This window comes from Fulvitalea axinellae, from assembly GCF_036492835.1.
Taxonomy (GTDB): Bacteria; Bacteroidota; Bacteroidia; order Cytophagales; family Cyclobacteriaceae; genus Fulvitalea; species Fulvitalea axinellae.
This window is the reverse complement of sequence record NZ_AP025318.1, coordinates 94079-111454: the sequence shown is the minus strand read 5'-3', so window position 1 is coordinate 111454 and position 17376 is coordinate 94079. Positions and strand designations below refer to the sequence as shown.

At 42.9% G+C, this 17376-nt stretch carries 14 protein-coding genes; 11 read left to right on the top strand and 3 right to left on the bottom strand.

Annotation, left to right across the window (positions count from 1 at the left end):
• Window positions 1-66 precede the first annotated feature (66 nt).
• The 7 genes from AABK39_RS23685 (at window position 67) to AABK39_RS23655 (ending at window position 9721) form a co-directional block, all read left to right on the top strand.
• On the top strand, window positions 67-456 hold the full coding sequence (locus AABK39_RS23685) for a VOC family protein (protein WP_338395704.1): 390 nt from the start codon (window positions 67-69) through the stop codon (window positions 454-456).
• Between the two features lie 124 nt (window positions 457-580).
• Window positions 581-3331, top strand: a complete 2751-nt coding sequence (locus AABK39_RS23680; protein WP_338395703.1) for a TonB-dependent receptor — start codon at window positions 581-583, stop codon at window positions 3329-3331.
• Window positions 3332-3443: 112 nt separating this feature from the next.
• Window positions 3444-3821 carry a hypothetical protein gene (locus tag AABK39_RS23675; RefSeq protein WP_338395702.1) on the top strand — a complete coding sequence of 126 codons (378 nt, stop codon included), beginning with the start codon at window positions 3444-3446 and terminating at the stop codon, window positions 3819-3821.
• Between the two features lie 333 nt (window positions 3822-4154).
• Window positions 4155-7976: a DEAD/DEAH box helicase gene (locus tag AABK39_RS23670; RefSeq protein ID WP_338395701.1), complete on the top strand. Its 3822-nt coding sequence runs from the start codon at window positions 4155-4157 to the stop codon at window positions 7974-7976.
• A gap of 91 nt (window positions 7977-8067) precedes the next feature.
• Entirely contained in the window at window positions 8068-8574 is a 507-nt protein-coding gene (locus tag AABK39_RS23665) for an RNA polymerase sigma factor (RefSeq protein WP_338395700.1), read from the top strand.
• Window positions 8561-8959, top strand: a complete 399-nt coding sequence (locus tag AABK39_RS23660) for a hypothetical protein (RefSeq protein WP_338395699.1) — start codon at window positions 8561-8563, stop codon at window positions 8957-8959. Before AABK39_RS23665 ends, AABK39_RS23660 begins: the two co-directional genes overlap by 14 nt.
• Before the next feature lie 48 nt (window positions 8960-9007).
• Entirely contained in the window at window positions 9008-9721 is a 714-nt protein-coding gene (locus AABK39_RS23655; RefSeq protein ID WP_338395698.1) for a hypothetical protein, read from the top strand.
• A 58-nt stretch (window positions 9722-9779) separates the two neighbouring features.
• Here the strand turns inward: AABK39_RS23655 and AABK39_RS23650 are convergent, their stop codons facing one another.
• Window positions 9780-10931: a glycoside hydrolase family 172 protein gene (locus tag AABK39_RS23650; RefSeq protein WP_338395697.1), complete on the bottom strand. Its 1152-nt coding sequence runs from the start codon at window positions 10929-10931 to the stop codon at window positions 9780-9782.
• A gap of 236 nt (window positions 10932-11167) precedes the next feature.
• On the opposite strand from AABK39_RS23650, the gene AABK39_RS23645 reads away from it, so the two are divergent.
• Both AABK39_RS23645 and AABK39_RS23640 read left to right on the top strand, forming a co-directional pair.
• On the top strand, window positions 11168-12115 hold the full coding sequence (locus AABK39_RS23645) for a DMT family transporter (protein ID WP_338395696.1): 948 nt from the start codon (window positions 11168-11170) through the stop codon (window positions 12113-12115).
• Between the two features lie 8 nt (window positions 12116-12123).
• Window positions 12124-12495 (top strand): phosphoribosylpyrophosphate synthetase, encoded by a 372-nt coding sequence (locus tag AABK39_RS23640; RefSeq protein WP_338395695.1) that lies wholly within the window; start codon window positions 12124-12126, stop codon window positions 12493-12495.
• 87 nt (window positions 12496-12582) lie between these two features.
• Here AABK39_RS23640 and AABK39_RS23635 read toward each other — a convergent pair whose 3' ends face one another.
• Window positions 12583-13797 carry a PI-PLC domain-containing protein gene (locus tag AABK39_RS23635; protein ID WP_338395694.1) on the bottom strand — a complete coding sequence of 405 codons (1215 nt, stop codon included), beginning with the start codon at window positions 13795-13797 and terminating at the stop codon, window positions 12583-12585.
• 366 nt (window positions 13798-14163) lie between these two features.
• Between AABK39_RS23635 and AABK39_RS23630 the strand changes: the two genes are divergently transcribed.
• Window positions 14164-15141 carry a phosphotransferase family protein gene (locus tag AABK39_RS23630; protein ID WP_338395693.1) on the top strand — a complete coding sequence of 326 codons (978 nt, stop codon included), beginning with the start codon at window positions 14164-14166 and terminating at the stop codon, window positions 15139-15141.
• A 26-nt stretch (window positions 15142-15167) separates the two neighbouring features.
• Complete coding sequence (locus tag AABK39_RS23625; protein ID WP_338395692.1) at window positions 15168-16070, top strand: 3'(2'),5'-bisphosphate nucleotidase CysQ family protein; 903 nt, start codon at window positions 15168-15170, stop codon at window positions 16068-16070.
• Between the two features lie 31 nt (window positions 16071-16101).
• Here AABK39_RS23625 and AABK39_RS23620 read toward each other — a convergent pair whose 3' ends face one another.
• Complete coding sequence (locus AABK39_RS23620; RefSeq protein WP_338395691.1) at window positions 16102-17364, bottom strand: serine hydrolase domain-containing protein; 1263 nt, start codon at window positions 17362-17364, stop codon at window positions 16102-16104.
• Between the last annotated feature and the right edge of the window lie 12 nt (window positions 17365-17376).

Below are 17376 nucleotides of genomic sequence, written 5' to 3'. Positions count from 1 at the left end.
CGTAAACGGGCCGAAATCTAGGCCCGTTTTCTAATATAATTATTGTAGCGTATTAATATCTTCTTGATGAACTTAAACCAAATAACAGTCCCGTCACTGGATTTATCCGAATCGATTCCATTTTACCAAAGACTAGGCCTGAAATTAATAGTGAAGGCCTTACCGCATTACGCAAGGTTTGAATGCCCGGATGGGAATTCTACGTTTTCGATCCACTTGGTTGAAGAGCTTCCGAAAGGTGATGGTATTTACGTTTATTTCGAATGTGAAAACCTTGATGAGAGTGTAAGCGAACTCAAATCGAAAGGTATTGAGTTTGATCAAGATCCTGAGAATCAAAATTGGCTTTGGAGAGAGGCGAGGCTAAAAGATCCGGACGGCAATCAATTGATCCTATTTTTTGCCGGAGAGAACAGGCTTAACCCACCTTGGAGATTAATGGAAAGTGCCGAATAATACGACGGATTATTGAAATAAGAGAAAGAGGAACGTTTGTAGCGATAATACCGCCGTTTGTTTAACTACTGCTTCTTCATCAAATCGTTTGAGCCTAATTGCCATGGTAACAATATAAAACACCATGGCAAGACGTTCTGAAAAAGTTATTTTATCTTTTTTAATTGCACTGATCTCCACTGTAGGCCAACTCGTGGCTCAAGACCGAAAAAGTTGTCTAATCAGTGGAAAAATATTGGACAAGAGCGATGGCGCGGCGCTCCCAGGCGGATACATCCGATTAAAAAAAATTGGAATAGCTACGGTAAGCGACCTTTCCGGAAATTTTGTATTAAACGCCGATTTCGAAAATGTTTTTTTAGATACTCTCCAAATTCGCTTTGTTGGGTACCAATCGCTGGATATTCCTATTTCGTTAATTGTTGGTGAAACGCAGTTAGGGAATATTATTTTGTTTCCCGAAATACGGGCACTGGATGGAGTTACCGTTGAAGCTACCAAATCCATAGTCCGGAAAAAGGGAGATACTTTGTCTTTTCAAACGTCCACACTTCAAGTTAATGATGAAGCCAAAGGGTTGGATTTACTAAAGAAACTTCCTTTGATAAAAGTGGGGAAGAACAAGGTAGAAGCAGAGGGTGAACAGGTTAAGAAAGTGTACCTTAACGGAAAGCCATTTTACGATGATGATCCTAAAGCGGCACTTAATGCTTTACCCGCAGACGCTATCCAGAGCGTAGAATTATTTGACGACTATGGCGAGGTGGCGACCTTTACCGGATATGCGGGCGGGAATAGTTCCAAAGCTATCAATATTATTACTAAACCGGATGTTTCAGGGCAATGGCTCGGCCAATATCGTATCGGCGCGGGTCCCGATGGTCATTATATTTTTGAGGGAAACACATCCAGAATAAGCGATCGCCGTAGCCTTACAATTACTGCAGAACGGAATAACCTGAATGAGAGCCAAACTGATATCGCTGACTTTCGGTCTTTACAGCAGGTTATTGAAGAAAAAGTGGCAGGGAGCAGTTCCCCAGAAAGTGAGATGGCCGGAGATAATGATATCCGCACTTTCGGGTTGAATTATAATACGTTGATCGGGAGAAAGACAGAGGTTTCCATAAACTATACTTCGGGAAATATAGATTCCGAATTAAAAAGAGAATCTCTTCGGAATTATGCCGACAGTGTTTTTTTCGGAACAAAAGACACTCTGGGCTCCGAGACCAATATCCATAAATTGAAACTTAAGGTAACCCATAACCTTAATCCGGAAAACCGCCTGATATTGGCCCAACGTTTTACCTTTCGCAATGTAGAAAGTGAAAGCTCGGAGCGGTCGGAAGGCAATGGGAATTCGGAGGCATTTACCAATTTATCGAATACGTCATTAAGCTCATCGAATAATTCCCTTAAATCCAATACTACGCTTATTTGGCTAAGGAAAATCGGAGATGATGGGAAATCGTTTACCGCATTGGCAAACATGCGGCTTGGAGCCGATAATCAGGAGCGTGATTTCGAAATAAATACTACCCGTTTAAGCGCAACTCCCGAGGGTGGTTTGAAGCAGATTTCCGAAGAAAAATTACGGCAGATTGATGATTTGGGAATGTCTGATAACCAAGCGACAATAAGGCTTTCATACAAACTTCCGGTAGGGATGCTCTCCAATTTGAATTTTGTTTATAAATATGACTATTCTTGGCGTGACGCTCTTCAAGAAAGCTTTCCGGAAGATCTTTCAGTGGGTTTTTCATCCACTCCCGATCTTGATATTTCCGCTGACTCTTATAGCCGAATCCACACCAATAGGGGCGAAATTGGGGTTAGCCGTTTCGGTCTTCACCTACTTTATAATATTGGGTTGGCATATGAACATACGGCTTATAGTTTCGGTGACGTAATAGATCCGGAATTAAATTATAAAAAGAAGTATGGGAAGGTTTTGCCTACGCTGTTTGGCAAATACTTTATTGATCTAGACAGAAATCTCACCTTTTTCTTTAGGGGAAATACGACAGTTCCCACACCGGAGCAGGTATTGCCGGCGGCAGACCGTTCCGACCCTACGAATATCTATGCGGGCAATCCGGAGTTGGAATTGGGAACGCAATATTTAGGAATGCTACGTTATAACCAGATATTGGACGAAGGCGGGCGCTTTCTTTCTGCGTTTACGTTTTTTAAATACGGCTATAATTTTACAGGTCTGAGAACCGATTTTTTGACTGAGAAAACCATGATTCATGGAGTCGAACTAAAAGCCGGAACCCAATTAACTACGCCAGTCAATTTGGACGGATCCATTAATCTAAAAGTGGGAACGGACTATTCTTTTGCTCTTCAAGGATTAAAAAGCAGACTTAACACTGGATTACGATATGAATATAGCCGTATGCCTACTGTTTTTAATGGTGACAGTCTCAATACTCACCTGAATACTATGTCTCTCAGTTTTGGTATAGCGAGCGATATTTCCAAAAGAATTGATTTTAATATCTCCGCATATACAGGTTATAATCTCACCAATAATAGTTTAAACGATAACAGTAATGATTTTTTTAGTCAACAGCTTGTGTTTGAAGGGCATTTTAGGCCTTGGAATCGGCTGGTTTTAGATCTGGATTACACATGGAACCAGTACTTTTATTCCGATCCACATCTTGACACCGAAGTCCATTTGCTAAGCCTGTCAATCGGCTCCACTTTATTTAAAAATAGAAAAGGAACGCTTAAAATCCGGGTATACGATGTTCTTGACCAGAACAATCTGATCGATTACAAAATCCATGAAACTCATACCGAAACATCAGAAACAAATGCCATGACAAGGAACGTAACGCTTGTTTTCGGTTATAAGCTTTAATCATAAAGCTGTTGGTAGGGCCAAAAGTGGCGTTTGTTTAAAAAGCAACGAGTCTAGCGCCTTGGAGAATACCTTTGTAATGAATCACTCAAGAACACAAAATACATCCGATATGAAAAAGTCAGTTTTAGCTATCGTTATGCTTCTCTTTGTTGGTTTTGCAGTAAACGCCCAGAACCAAGACCGTGATCTCCCTTCCATTGACGAAAGGGTTAAAATGATGACCGAGCTTATGACGGAAAAGCTGAGCTTAACTCAGGAGCAGATTCCTGAAGTGGAGAAGATCAACCGCAAAAGCGCTGAAGAGATTGACAAAATCAGAGCGATGACTGATCGCCGAAAAAAGTTCACCGCTTTCCGTAATTCTCAAATGGAAAAGAATAAAGAACTTAAAGCCGTATTGACCAAAGAACAATATAAAGAATACGAAAAGATTAAAACTGAATTGAAAAAGAAGGCCAAAGAAGCCAGAAAACAGCGTAAAAACTAGGCAGATCGATAAAAACAAATAAGTGGATCGTTTCAGACCGTTGGAGTTATATTCCTTCGGTCTTTTTTTGGAATAGAATTCGGTCCTATAATGCCTCACGATATGTCTAATTCAGATGTTTCATGTCTCTTGGAGTTAGATGTTGTCTTGTTGAATTATTCCGTATTTTCTTATCTCATTTCATTGAAATAACCACCCGAGGATTTATTGACATCACATGCTTGAAAGGCGTTTTTTTTCATTTTTCAAATGGCATAGTCGAAGGATAAAAGTTATCTTCACGGTTTATGCCTTGCGCAACCCGCAAGGTTCCGGTTTCCATAAAAAACGTCCATGCTATTACAGGAATTAAAGAATGTTGAGAATAAGCTCAGAGAGCTGAAGGAGTCGAATTTTGTCGAATACAAAGCAGGCGAGCTAATTTTCAGATTTGAAAACGCACAGCGCCTTTCCGTTGATTGGGAAGAGCGTAAAGCCGTTTTCAAGGTCGTGGACTATGTTTTCGACAAGCCTTTAGTTGTTGTACTCAATGATTTTGGATCACCGAAAATCACTTTTACCTGTTCTTGTGATACCGGACCAAAAGTGCCGTGTTCGCATATTGTGGCGTCGCTTTTGGCATTGAAAACAGCTTTGGAGAAAGGCGAAGGACCTTCTAAAGTAAAAATGGACGAAAACGAGACGCAGGAGTTTCTTAATAAGGAAGTGGCTACGTCTTCAGAACCTACGGAGAGTGCCAAAAAAGAGGATAGCTTTGAAATATATGACACAAAGAATTTCCTCCATGATTTTTTTGGTGACGCAAAGCCCGATTTCCGAAAGCAAAAGAACTCGAAGGATATTCTTCGCAGCAATATCCTGGATAATACGGGGCGAAAAGTGAAAGCCATGGTTTACGAAACTCGCCGTTTTCATGGCGAAACCGTGACTTTTTCTTACTCACCGAACAATGATACCTATAGCATGTCCTGCACGTGCGGTAGCGGGCAATTTTGTCGTCATAAAAAAAGCTTATTACACCGCTTACTGGATTGGGATGATTCCGACCCTTTTCACAAATTCAGGGAACCGGCTCGCAAAGCAGGGATGCGTCTTCAGGAATATGGTTTCGACATAAATAATGATGAATGGAAACCGTTTTTTTCCGTGGATTTGGAGCGTACCGGAATCGTAAGGCCAAACGACCCGGGGATGATGAAGCGGGCCGAATATATCAATTGGGACAATATCGTGAGAGATGCGATTCCTTGGCAAGATACCGAGGATGTGCTCAAGACGATGGGAAAAATCAGCCAACCGGAATATGGCTTAGGTGTGCTTTGGCGAAAGGATAAATACCCGCATCTGTCTCCTTTAAGGGGTAAAATCAAGAAAAACGGAACTTTGGGCACGCCGTTTCGGGAATGCGCCGAAGAAGAGATTTTCTCATTGGCCGACCGTCTGGGCAAGCGGGAACTCTTCGTTGGAATTTGGAATATGGACGAGAGCGAGTATGCCGCTGCTACAGGCCGAAATCCCGGAGCGTTTCCTGATCCCGAATTTGGGACTTTAATGCTTGACAGCCTGCGCAAACTCCGATCGGAAATGCTGGATACTGAGCATTTCTTCCTAAATGGAAAGATAGGGGAGTCCCCTTCTTTGCAAAATATGGATAAAGTGATTTTGGCTCCCAGAGCTCCTGAACTCGTTTTCCATTTGAGTAAGAACGAAGAAGGAAAACGAATTTCGTTCAGCGCATCATTACTCCTTCGGGATAACTTGATTCCTTATAATGCTGAAAATATGCTTCTTTCTTACGGGGTCGTAAAACATGAAGACACGCTCTATCTGCTTGATTCCAAAGACGCTAAAATTCTAACAAAGCTTTTTAACAGTATTGAAACCTATAATCTCGACGCTCGCGATGAAGGCGTTTTCGTTCAGCAATTTGTATTACCGTTGATCGAACATTTCCATGTAGAAATGACGGGAATAGATGTCCCAATGGAACGTATTCAGGCGGCGCCACCACAAGGTCGTATAGCGCTTAAAGAAATAGGCGAGCATTTGGTGGTACAGCCTGTTTTCAATTATCAATTGGCCGACGACTGGCAACATGAAGTCGAGATGGATGGAGGCGGGGTGTTCCGCTCACTTCGCGGGGATTTCACATATGTCGTTGAGCGCAATATCGAGGCCGAAGGTGATTTTCGTCGTTTTGTAGAATCACTTCATCCCGATTTTCCGAATCAGGCTTACGGAATGTTCTTTTCCCTTTCGTTCGATAAAGTTTTGCAAAACGATTGGTTCTTCGGGTTCTTTCAGGAACTCAAGGAAAAGAATATCGAAGTATTAGGATTTAAAGAACTCAAAAAATTCAGATATAACCCTAACCGTCCGAATGTCAGGCTTAGCGCCAGTAGCGGGATCGATTGGTTTGGGGTAAAAATGGATGTGGAGTTTGGCGGACAAATGGTCAAACTCGCCGATATCCGGAAAGCGGTTTTGAACGGTCAGCAATACGTACGTCTTGGTGACGGTACCATCGGTATTTTACCGGAAGAGTGGCTTGAGCGGTATAGCGGTATGCTGAAGCTCGGCAAGGTAAAAGATAACGATCTGCGCCTTTCTTCCACACAAATCGGACTGCTTGATAATATAGAGGAAGATTTGGCTGGCGAAGAGGCTTTCGCCGAATTAGCGGAAAAGAGAGCTAGGCTCAGAGAGTTTGAATCGATAAAGGATGTGGCTATTCCGCATAATGTCAAGGCCGATCTGCGTGATTATCAGAAAGCGGGCTATAACTGGCTGAATTTCCTCGACGATTTCGGTTGGGGCGGTTGCTTGGCCGATGATATGGGCTTGGGTAAAACACTTCAGGTTTTGGCTTTTCTTCAAAATATACAAAATCGAGCTGAAGAAGACGAAGCCCGTCAGACACACCTTATCGTAGTGCCGAGGTCATTGGTTTTTAACTGGGTTCGTGAAATCGAAAAGTTCTGCCCGGACCTTACTTATCTTGACCATTCTGATACGCTTCGCGCACGTAATGCGAAAACCTTTGATAATTATGATTTGGTTATCACCACTTATCGAATCGTAATTTCAGATATCGATTTCTTACGTCGATTCAGATTCGGCTATGTAGTTCTCGACGAATCCCAAGCGGTAAAAAATCCACTGACACAATCGAGCAAAGCGGTACGTACACTTACAGCGGATAATAGGCTGATTATGACCGGTACACCCATCGAAAACAATACTTTCGATCTATTCGCCCAATTCGATTTTCTTAATCCAGGAATGCTTGGCAGTTTAGATTTTTTTAGGCGGGAATACGCAAACAGAATCGATAAGGATAAAGATATTCGGGCGGTAAACGAATTGAGAAAACTCGTTTATCCTTTTATTCTGAATAGGAAAAAGAATCAGGTTCTTAAAGAACTGCCCGAGAAAACGGAGATTGTGGAATATTGCGAAATGTCTCCGGACCAACGTCGGGTTTATGATTATTACAAAGACCTTTACCGTAATAAAATCAAAGAGGAAATAGCTTTGTCAGGTATGCAAGGGGCTAATATCCATATTTTGGAAGGTTTGCTCAAGCTCCGCCAGGTTTGTGATTCCCCGGCTTTGGTGTCGCAGGAAGGTCAGGTTTATACGGATCAATCCATTAAAATGGAGGCCTTATTCGAAAAAATTAAACCGATAGCCGAAGAAGGGCACAAGGCGCTTGTGTTTTCGTTTTTCACTTCGATGCTTGATCTTGTAAAAGCCCGGTTGGAAGAAGAGGGAATCGGTTATTCTTATCTTTCCGGATCCACGCAAAACAGAGAACGGGTTGTCGATTCGTTCAAAGCGGATGTTAATAAAAAAGTATTCCTGATTAGCCTTAAAGCCGGCGGTTTCGGATTGAATCTGACCGAAGCCAGTTACGTATTCTTGATAGATCCATGGTGGAATCCCGCCGCCGAACAACAAGCGATTGACCGTGCGCACAGAATAGGGCAGGAGCAATCCGTTTTCGCTTATAAATTAATATGCAGAGATACTGTTGAGGAAAAGATTCTTGAGCTTCAGGAAAAAAAGAAATCATTGGCTTCGGATGTAATTCACACCGAAAGCAGCTTTCTCAAGCAGCTTAAACCTAGCGATATAGATTCTCTGTTCGGGTAAATTCCAAAACCTTCCGTTCCGATATTTATCTCAGTTTCGGAATGGGTTCCGAAAAGGGATGTTACGTTTTCACGCTCCGATTGTCATAAGAATGATGACGAAAGAGAAAAGACTTGAAAAACAGTTGATAGCCCTTTCCGGAAAACTATTACGGTATATCCGGCGCTTTATTCATGGCCCTGACGCTGAAGATGTGTTGCAGGAGGTTTATATGAAACTTTGGGGATCGAAAAATACGTTATCCAAAATCGAAAACCTTGACGCTTACAGCTTCAGAATGGCCCGAAATATTTGCCTTAACCAAATACGCCGGACAAACTTCGTTAGGGAACATGGGCCCGATATCCCTTTTCAAGCCAAAGACACTGAGAACACAGTTTATTTCAACGAAACGGAGCGTATTATTGCCGATGTATTTGCCATGCTTCCTCCTCAACAGGCGGAGGTAATGCACCTCAAAAGCTTCGACGGGTTAGAGAACAAGGAGATTGCCGAGGTGACAGGGCTCAATACGGAACATATCCGCGTCGTTGTGTCAAGGGCCAGAAAGAAAATCAGGGAAGAACTCGAAAAAATCCATAGCCATGAAGTCATTTAAAAAAAAGCAAGACGAATTGCTAGAGAAATTCCTTTCGGGTGAAACCAGTAGGGCCGAGGAAGAATCCTTAAACAGAAACGGGAGCGGTGACAGCTCTTTGGATCAGGCTCTGGCTTTTTTCGAAGAAACTCAACGAATCGAAGATCCGAAAGCCGAGTCCATAGCGATTAAGGCTATCGAAACGGCCAAAAGTAAACGCCCCGTTATTCATTGGACTTGGGTTTCGGCTACGGTAGCCGCTTCATTGGTGATTGCCTTTTCTGTTTTTTATCCAAAAGAACAACCTGAGCTTTCGGGCATGGACCCAATGTTGGTAAAAGCGTTGGAAAAGCACGGGGAAACAGTCTTGTATCAGGATGACGAGTTCCAGATCGTAATCCGTTAAGTCCACTCTTTTTCGTCATCGTCAGTTTCACAAAAAGAGCAGAAGAAAATGAAAAATGTATCGTTATTAATAATCGGATTCCTGGTCGGCCTGACGACATCATACGGACAAATCTTTACCAAGAATCAGGCGCCTAAGGAAAAATACGAACAGTTTATAAACACGTTTCTAAACGACGACACCAAACCAAACGTCTTCGTGTTTTCCCATCACCCCGACGGTATTAGATATGTCATGAATATCGAGGGCAAAAGGCGTAAGTTTCGGCTTTCGAATATCGCGAAAATAGAGGCAGCGATTCGTAGCATGAAAAACGCCTCGGAAAAAAGCGATGTCAAACTTTACATAACGGGCACATTCACAAAATTGGCATTATGCCAATCGGAAGGAAAGACCAAGCGTTTTTATTATTTCGAATTAGGTCCTGATCTTTTGGAGGCGATAACATACGATGTATATCCCGCAAACGCCCAAACCGATATTCGCCTTCCCGTAAACAAGGTGGTAAAGACCATAGAGGCAGTGGCTTTTCCGGATGACAAAAAGGAAATTGTTATTCGTTCAAATGCGAAAAGATGGGACACCCCCGAACCGAAAATTATTATAAATGGAAAAGGGGTGAAGAAAGTCGTTATGGAAAAAATCGATCCGGAAGACATAAAAACCGTCAGCGTGATTAAAGGGAAAAAAGGCAAGCAAAGCCAAATTATTATCACGCTTAAAGAAGGTGTTGAAATACCGAAAGCGGATGACCCAATTTGATAAGTGTAAATGGAAATCCCCGGAGCAAGCGCTTGTTCCGGGGATTTTTTTATTCAAACTATCGTACTTCCAAATAATCTTTAGAAGGCAATTTCGGGAACTTCTTATGCGGTTCCAACTGATACCAGAAAGCCACGGAAGAAATGTCATCTTGCAAAGGCAAGTAGCGTCCGCCACTTCTCCAACCAAGGGCTTGAACCGTTACCTTCAAATCCTTTTCGAAACGGACAGGATCGATAATGTGCCAACGGTAAAGTCCAAAACGCATGTTCGCGTTGTATAATCCATCGGGACGTATTACTTGTGGCATGCCGGCATACGGCGTAGTAAACTCTCTGTAACCGTGCGGTTTGTCATCGTCTTTCACCTCGAAATTGTATGAACCGCAGAAGTAGTCCTCTGTACCTGTACCGCAAATTGTCGGGTATTTTTTGTCACCGTCAAGGTAAAACTTCACTTCGCCTTCGCCCCACCAACCGTTGTTGTTGACGCCCCAGCACATATATGTCCCTACGTAATGCCCTTTGCCTTTGATACCGTCCAAAATAGTGTAAACCTCTTTGTACGGAAGCGGATTCACACGACGGAACTGGGCATGGAAATACGCGGCGTCTTCCGGCACTTCGGTCAGTTCATAATCCACCTGATAGTACAGACGCATTGCGCGCGTGTCGATATTAGTCATCGTGATTTTGCACTTTCTGCGGAAAGGCATCACCCAGTAGCAGTTATAGGCACTACCCGGATTTACGGTAACGGGAGCTGAGGACACTTGAGCGAATCTTCCCCAACCGTTGGCGAAGAAATCACCCACGGGAGCTTCAACAGAAGGCTCTTTTTCATCGTCCCAATAGATACGGATAATGCTAAAGCGACGCTGTCCGGTTGGGGTCATCCAAATGTGCTTGATCGCGCCAGGACCTTCGATTTCGGCCAACACTTCCGTCTGTCCGGGCTGGATGTTAATGTACGGATTTGTTTTCCATCCATCACCCAAATCACGGGCCGCATGGGCAGCGGTTCCTTCTTTTGCCGGAGTCATAGCGCCTTTGCCTTTGTCCCCTGTGCGGTTTTCGGGGGTTATCGAACGGCTTTTTGCGTCTGAGACTCTGTAAAGGTTGTGTAAGTTCGTCTCCAGTGAGTTAAACTTTTGCGCGAAAGCCGGTGCTGAGGCCAGCAACACCAACAGACTAAACAGTAAATTTCTCATTTTAATACGAAATAGGTTCAAACAAAACTGACGCGATATCAATTTCAAAAAGTTGTTCTTCACAAAGCTAAATCTTTTTAGTGTTAAACCAAGATGCTTTTTGGATTTTATGAAAATATAAACTTATAGAACAATTCACGTATATGAGAAAGGCGCTCCAGATAAAAAGCCACGTCCAAAAGTCAAAACAAAATGTCGGCTATGGTGTCTGCCTTAAAGGTATTGGGTAAGGGAAAATGAGTAAGCTACGAGTGGACAGCGGAAAAATAGACAAGTCGGGATTGTTGATCGCATTTATGACGACTATGACCTGGGGGATGTCCGGGATATTTGTAAAATATCTGGCAGGAATGCCTATCCTGACGCTTATAGCTTTCCGGCTCTCATTGGGAGCGCTACTGATTTTCCCCTTGATTTTGTTCCAAAAAAAGCGAAAAACTTTTCTCGGCCACTTACTCAAACCCAGTACTTGGGGGCTGAGTATCGTGTTTTTTTTCTGTTACGCTTTGGCTACATTTTCGTTTTTGCATGCGCCAGTCAGCGAGACTGTCTTACTTATGACCTGTTCGCCACTGTTCGTTATCCTGATCAAAAAACTCCGTCGTCAGCGCCTGTTCGCTTATGAATACAAGGCCATACTGATGGCCGTAACGGGCATAATTATCGTAATCGCCCCACAATTCATCAAACTGATGGAATCACCTAATCATCATATTATAGGCAATTTTAGCGCACTTACTGTGGCTGTACTACTGGCCGTCTATACTTTATGGAATCAGTCGCTGAAAGGAATGCCGGACGCTCCACACGCATTCAGCATCACACTAGGAACCAACGCATTGGGACTGTTGGCTATGTCATTTGCGTTCGCCTCACCGATGGTAGGGCAAACACCGGCGTTGGAAGCCCGTGACTTGGCCTATTTGGTGGGTCTCGGAATCATCTGTACAGCCATCCCGACCATCGGATATTCAATGGCGTCGCTTAGGCTTCCGCCATTGATGGTCACAAGCATTTTGCTTTCCGAACCTATTTTCGCCACGATATACGCATATTTCTTGATCGAGGAACAGCCGAACTTTACAGTTTTTCCGGGAGGCTTCCTGATTATTTTCGGACTTTATTATTTGGCTAGACAAGGTTCTGCCCGGTCTACCAAGACTTTAGCCAAAACAAAACGATAAACATCCTTATGTTAAATAGAAACAGAGTCGTAAAAGATCTGTTTATTTCAAAAAACACCATGAACAAGCAACAGAACAATTTCGATACCCTGACCGAAGCGCTCCAAGATTTACAAAAGCGAGGCTATACAAAGGACTTGAAGCTCGAACACGACCGTGTTGTACACCAAAACTCGGAAGGTGAAAGCGCATTTCACCCTGAGGATTTCGAAATAGTCGAAGCTTATCGTTTTGAAGGCATGAGTAGCACTGACGATAACTGCGTAGTATACGGAATCGAAGGAAAAGACGGGCTAAAAGGCGTACTGGTAACCGCTTATGGCGCATACGCCGATTCTATTTCGGAAAATATGGTCAAAAAGTTCCGGATGAAATATTAGCACCAAAAGAAACTGCCGGAGAATACATTTCTAAAACATACCTCCGGCAGGGGTTCACACACTCTCTAGCTTTAGATCATCAAAAAGTCATTTTGGGATAGCCACAAAAACCTGCTTAAAATCCGAGACGTTGTCACTTGTAACGGTAACACTCTGAGGGACGAAGTCATAGTCGTTGGAGACCGGATGTATCGTTACCGTTTCGTCATCTTCTATCGGGAATGAAAATTCGGCCGAAGTCGTGGCTCTGACAGTCTCACTATTGTAGTCGCAGTCCCAAGTCCAGTGGATTAGGCTGCCGTCTTTTTTCAGCAACAAGTTCCCGTCCGTATCCCGCACTTCGCCCATCAACATCGCTTTGGCATTGTTGTCCTTTATCACCTGGTAGTAATTTCCGTTATGAATACTCGGAAAATCGACATTTACCCGCCAAGGTTTCCTACCGTTCAGTTTCCATACGTCTTCCACAAACGGCCCCATCCGTGACGGATGCATTATGTAACTGGCTCGGTCATCGTCTCCCGCTCCCAGAATACTCGTTACCCCATAGTAATCCAACGAGAAGAATTTCTTTTCTGAAGGGCTGGTTTGTGGTTGGTGATCGTCATTATCGCTATATTTTCCTCCAAAGGTCTTACGGTCAAGCGACGGGCCATAAAGCTTGGATCCTTCAATGGTACGTGTCGTAATTACCCTTTTTCCCGAAGCGATAACATCTTCGGGCGTAGGGTACGGATTGTCAGCCGTACGCTTATAGATATGCTGGTCAAGATGTGAATCTCTAAGCACTTTATCGATATCCGACCCTGATACCGTGGTCTCGATCTTCAAGAACACGATTTCGGTCGGATTCGCTTCTATAAAATCCGTAATCCGTTGCAAAACTTTCCTGGCGATTTCACTGCCGTTACTGCCGTTGGTGATTTTGCCGTGGTAAACGGCAATTTCCTTTTTAATCGTAAACGGAAACTTATAAATCGTCTTTTCGTGAATGTCGATTTCCACCGCCCTGATTCCTTTGGCAAACTGTGTTGGCAAATTGTCATAGACATTCTCAAGGTCATAGCGACTACCCTTATAATTGAAGGAGTTGTGGGTCGTCGGGTACATGATTTTGTCAATAGTCCGCTCATCACGAGAAATGACTTTCAACGGTTCAGCCACTTCTCCCTCCCATTGCGAAGCGGAAAGTGCCAGGTTTTGGTTTTGATTCGGTTGGGCTAAACTAGGTTCCTCAAATTCATGGCTACAGGAAAACAACATTGTTCCCGCCACAATCAACGGAAAGTAAAACTGTCTCATAATGAAGATATTTTGGGTTATGTTATTTTGACTATTCCGTCCGATTTCCATTACAGAAATCGTTTCCGCAAACCTTTGCGTACTTGGCTAACGAAGGTTCTTATAAGTAAGTGCCTCCGAATACGCATCAATGGCAATTGGATTGGCTTCCGGAACAATCGTAAGCATAATGTATGACTCGCCCTTTACCCTTAGTCATTATGAATAAAACCTTTGCAGTAGATTGTTAACATCAAAAAAATCATATTTCAACACCTATAGTGAACTGATTTTCAATTATGCCTTTGCGTGTGTGTTGGCCCATTCTCCATACTGTTCCAAAGTCGCACAAACTACACTATCTTTACGTCCCCTAGAAAAATCAGCATGCTCGACTCCTATTTTGAAGAAAAAACCAAAGCCTTCGCCAAAGCGACACAATTGGGCACCCCACAAGTGATACAATCGCTTTGGAGCGGTTACGGTGAAATACTTAGAACCCCTCTGCCTGACGGTATATTTCCAAGTATCATCGTTAAGCATATAGACCTTAGTCCAAGCCCCCAACACCCGAGAGGGTGGAATTCCGGCTTTTCGCATCAAAGAAAATTGAAATCGTACGAGATAGAGGCTCGTTGGTATTCCCAATGGAGCGAACAATGTCCTGCCGGTGCCCGAATTCCAAAATTTCTGGGTTTCGCCCATACGGAACACGCCTACATTATTGTTATGGAGGATCTTGATGCGCAAGGTTTCCCCATACGTAAGTCCGAAGTGGAGCGAAAGGATCTGTACAATTGTATAAAATGGCTGGCCCAATTTCATGGTAATTTTATAAACCAAAAACCCGAAGGTCTTTGGGAAAACGGATGCTATTGGCATCTGGACACCCGCCCGGAAGAATTGGAAAAAATGGCGAACTCTCCGCTAAAAACCTTTGCGAAAGCAATAGACGAGAAGCTCAAAAACACCTCTCATCCCACCCTCCTGCACGGCGACGCAAAACTGGCGAATTTTTGCTTTGGAGAAGACGGTTCCAAAGTGGCGGTGGTAGACTTCCAATATATTGGCGGCGGATGCGGAATGAAGGATCTGGCCTATTTCCTAAGCAGTTGCCTTGATGAGAACGAATTATTTAATTCGGAAAAACCTATTCTAGATTTCTATTTCAAAGAATTACGTAATGGGATTTCCTCTAAGGATATCGATCTTAATAAACTGGAAAAAGAATGGCGAGAACTATATCCTTATGCTTGGGCCGATTTTGTCCGGTTTTTGGAAGGTTGGAGCCCAGGGCATTGGAAATTAAATAATTACGCAAAGGAAAAAACGGATCGGGTAATAACGGAACTCCAAAATACGTAATCCCTCTACTTTTTCAAGATAACATTATGACTCAAAATAAAACGGAAAGAAACACTCCTGATTTTCAATCCTTATGTGATATCGCTCTATCGGTCGCAGAACAAGCCGGGGACGCTATTCAAGCCTATAAAGCCAAGCACGAAATCACTGTTTTAAAAAAAACGACAGGCACTAGCGAGGCTTCGCAAGTCCTGACGGAAGCAGACAGACAAGCGCAAGAAATAATCATAAACGGGTTAAAGAAAAGTATCTCAGAATTTGATTTAGGGCTATTAAGCGAAGAATCCACCGATGACGAAAGCCGTTTACGGAAAGAGTATTTTTGGTGTATCGACCCACTTGACGGCACTTTACCATTTATTCAAGGTCATCCGGGTTATGCCGTTTCCATCGCCTTGGTTCGTCGGGATGGTACGCCCATAATTGGAGTCGTTCGGGATCCTGTTCAAAAGGTTTCTTATCACGCTATTCTTGAAAAAGGGGCTTTTCGAAATGGCTTAGCATGGCAAACAGATAACCTGATTAAAGACAAAACATTCGATTTGTATATCGACACCGGTTTTCGAAAATATGATTTCTGTAAAGAGGTGATCAGCGCGTCTGAGGAATTTCTGTATAAAAACGGATTTAAAAATATACGAATAACCCAAGACAAAGGAGCCGTACTAAATGCTATTGGAATATTGGAAAGCCCCGACGGCGGTTATTTCAAATTCCCTAAAAAGACAGACGGTTGCGGAAGCCTTTGGGACTTCGCCGCCACGGCTTGTATTGCGAATGAGTTAGGATTTTCCCCCATCGGATTTAACAATAAGCCTCTTGCGTTAAATAATCCGGAAACCACCTTTATGAATAAAAACGGGGCTATTTACAGTAACTTCAAGCCGTTTTCCGAATTCGTTTTAGAGTATTTCCAAAAAAGAAAATAGGGAAAGCCTGAAGCCAATAATCGTTTTGGGCTTATTTGATTTTATCGTTTTCGCCGATTGATTTCATAAGCCCAAAACACACATCCTCTATACTTCCCCGGTTCGGATGAAAGGCCGAGACATTTGTCAAAACAACGACTCCGTACTCGTTCTCAGGCGATAAGGCTAGTGAAGAGGAATATCCGCCCGTACCTCCGTTATGCCAAATCCATTTCCCTAATTCGCCTTTATCCAACACAAACCAACTTAACGCAATTTCCATATCGGATTTTATTCGGAATGTCGGTTTTCTTGTCAAACTCAAAACCCGATCTGACGGATTAAAATGAGCAGTTACATACTTTGACAGGTCCACAACATTGGATAAAATAGCGCCGGCGCCTTCCATAACATTTAAATCCCAATTCGGGACAATCTCGCCGCTCGGGTCTCTCCCAGCTACTAAATCGGCTTTTACCTTGTTTCGATCCGTTGTAGTATTCGGCATTCCGTATTTCTTAAAAATCGTTTTCGTAAGTAGCTCTTCGTAAGTCTTATTTTCCTTAGTGGTCAGAACGTAACCCAACAAGCCGAAACCCAGATTCGAATACGCACTCTTTTCTCCCGGTTTAGTCGTCAATTCAATCTTGCCGGCTAAATAATTTTTCAAATCCTTTTCCCCATAATTCTTATACGGGTTTTTAGGATCGGCAAACCACAGGATCAGGTTTGAAGGCAAACGGGGAAGGCCAGAGGTATGATTAGCCAAATGTGTTAATGTAATTCCCAAGCTATCGTTTTCTCCAAGATCTACGAAATCTTTGAGAGGGTCATTGAGATTCAGTTTTCCATTAACCGATAAATCGGCTAACAGGGTTGCTGTGAAGGTTTTGCTTATTGAGCCTATCTCAAAAATAGATTTCTTATTGATAACCGTATTTACGGTATCATTTTCTTTTCTAATCCCATAAAACTCAGGTTTCTTGTTCCGACGAATTATCGCAATCGAAAATTCGGAGCCATTAGGAAAGGTCTTGGCGCTTTTAAAAATGATTTTGGCCTGTTCCGGAGAAATAACCCCTTGCTCAAGACTTTGCGCATCAAATACGTTCTGATGTCTCTGCCCTATTACTTCAGCGCAAAACAGAAACAGAATGGCAATTACTGCTATGGATCTCATAATGGTATTTTCAAAAAGTAAAAGCACCAACTTTAGTTTTATTAAAACATAATAATAATAAAATATAATTTTCAAAGGAAAATGATTTGCTTTAAAAGCATATCTGAGAATAAGAATGGAGATATCTCCTGACAATAGGCTGTCACT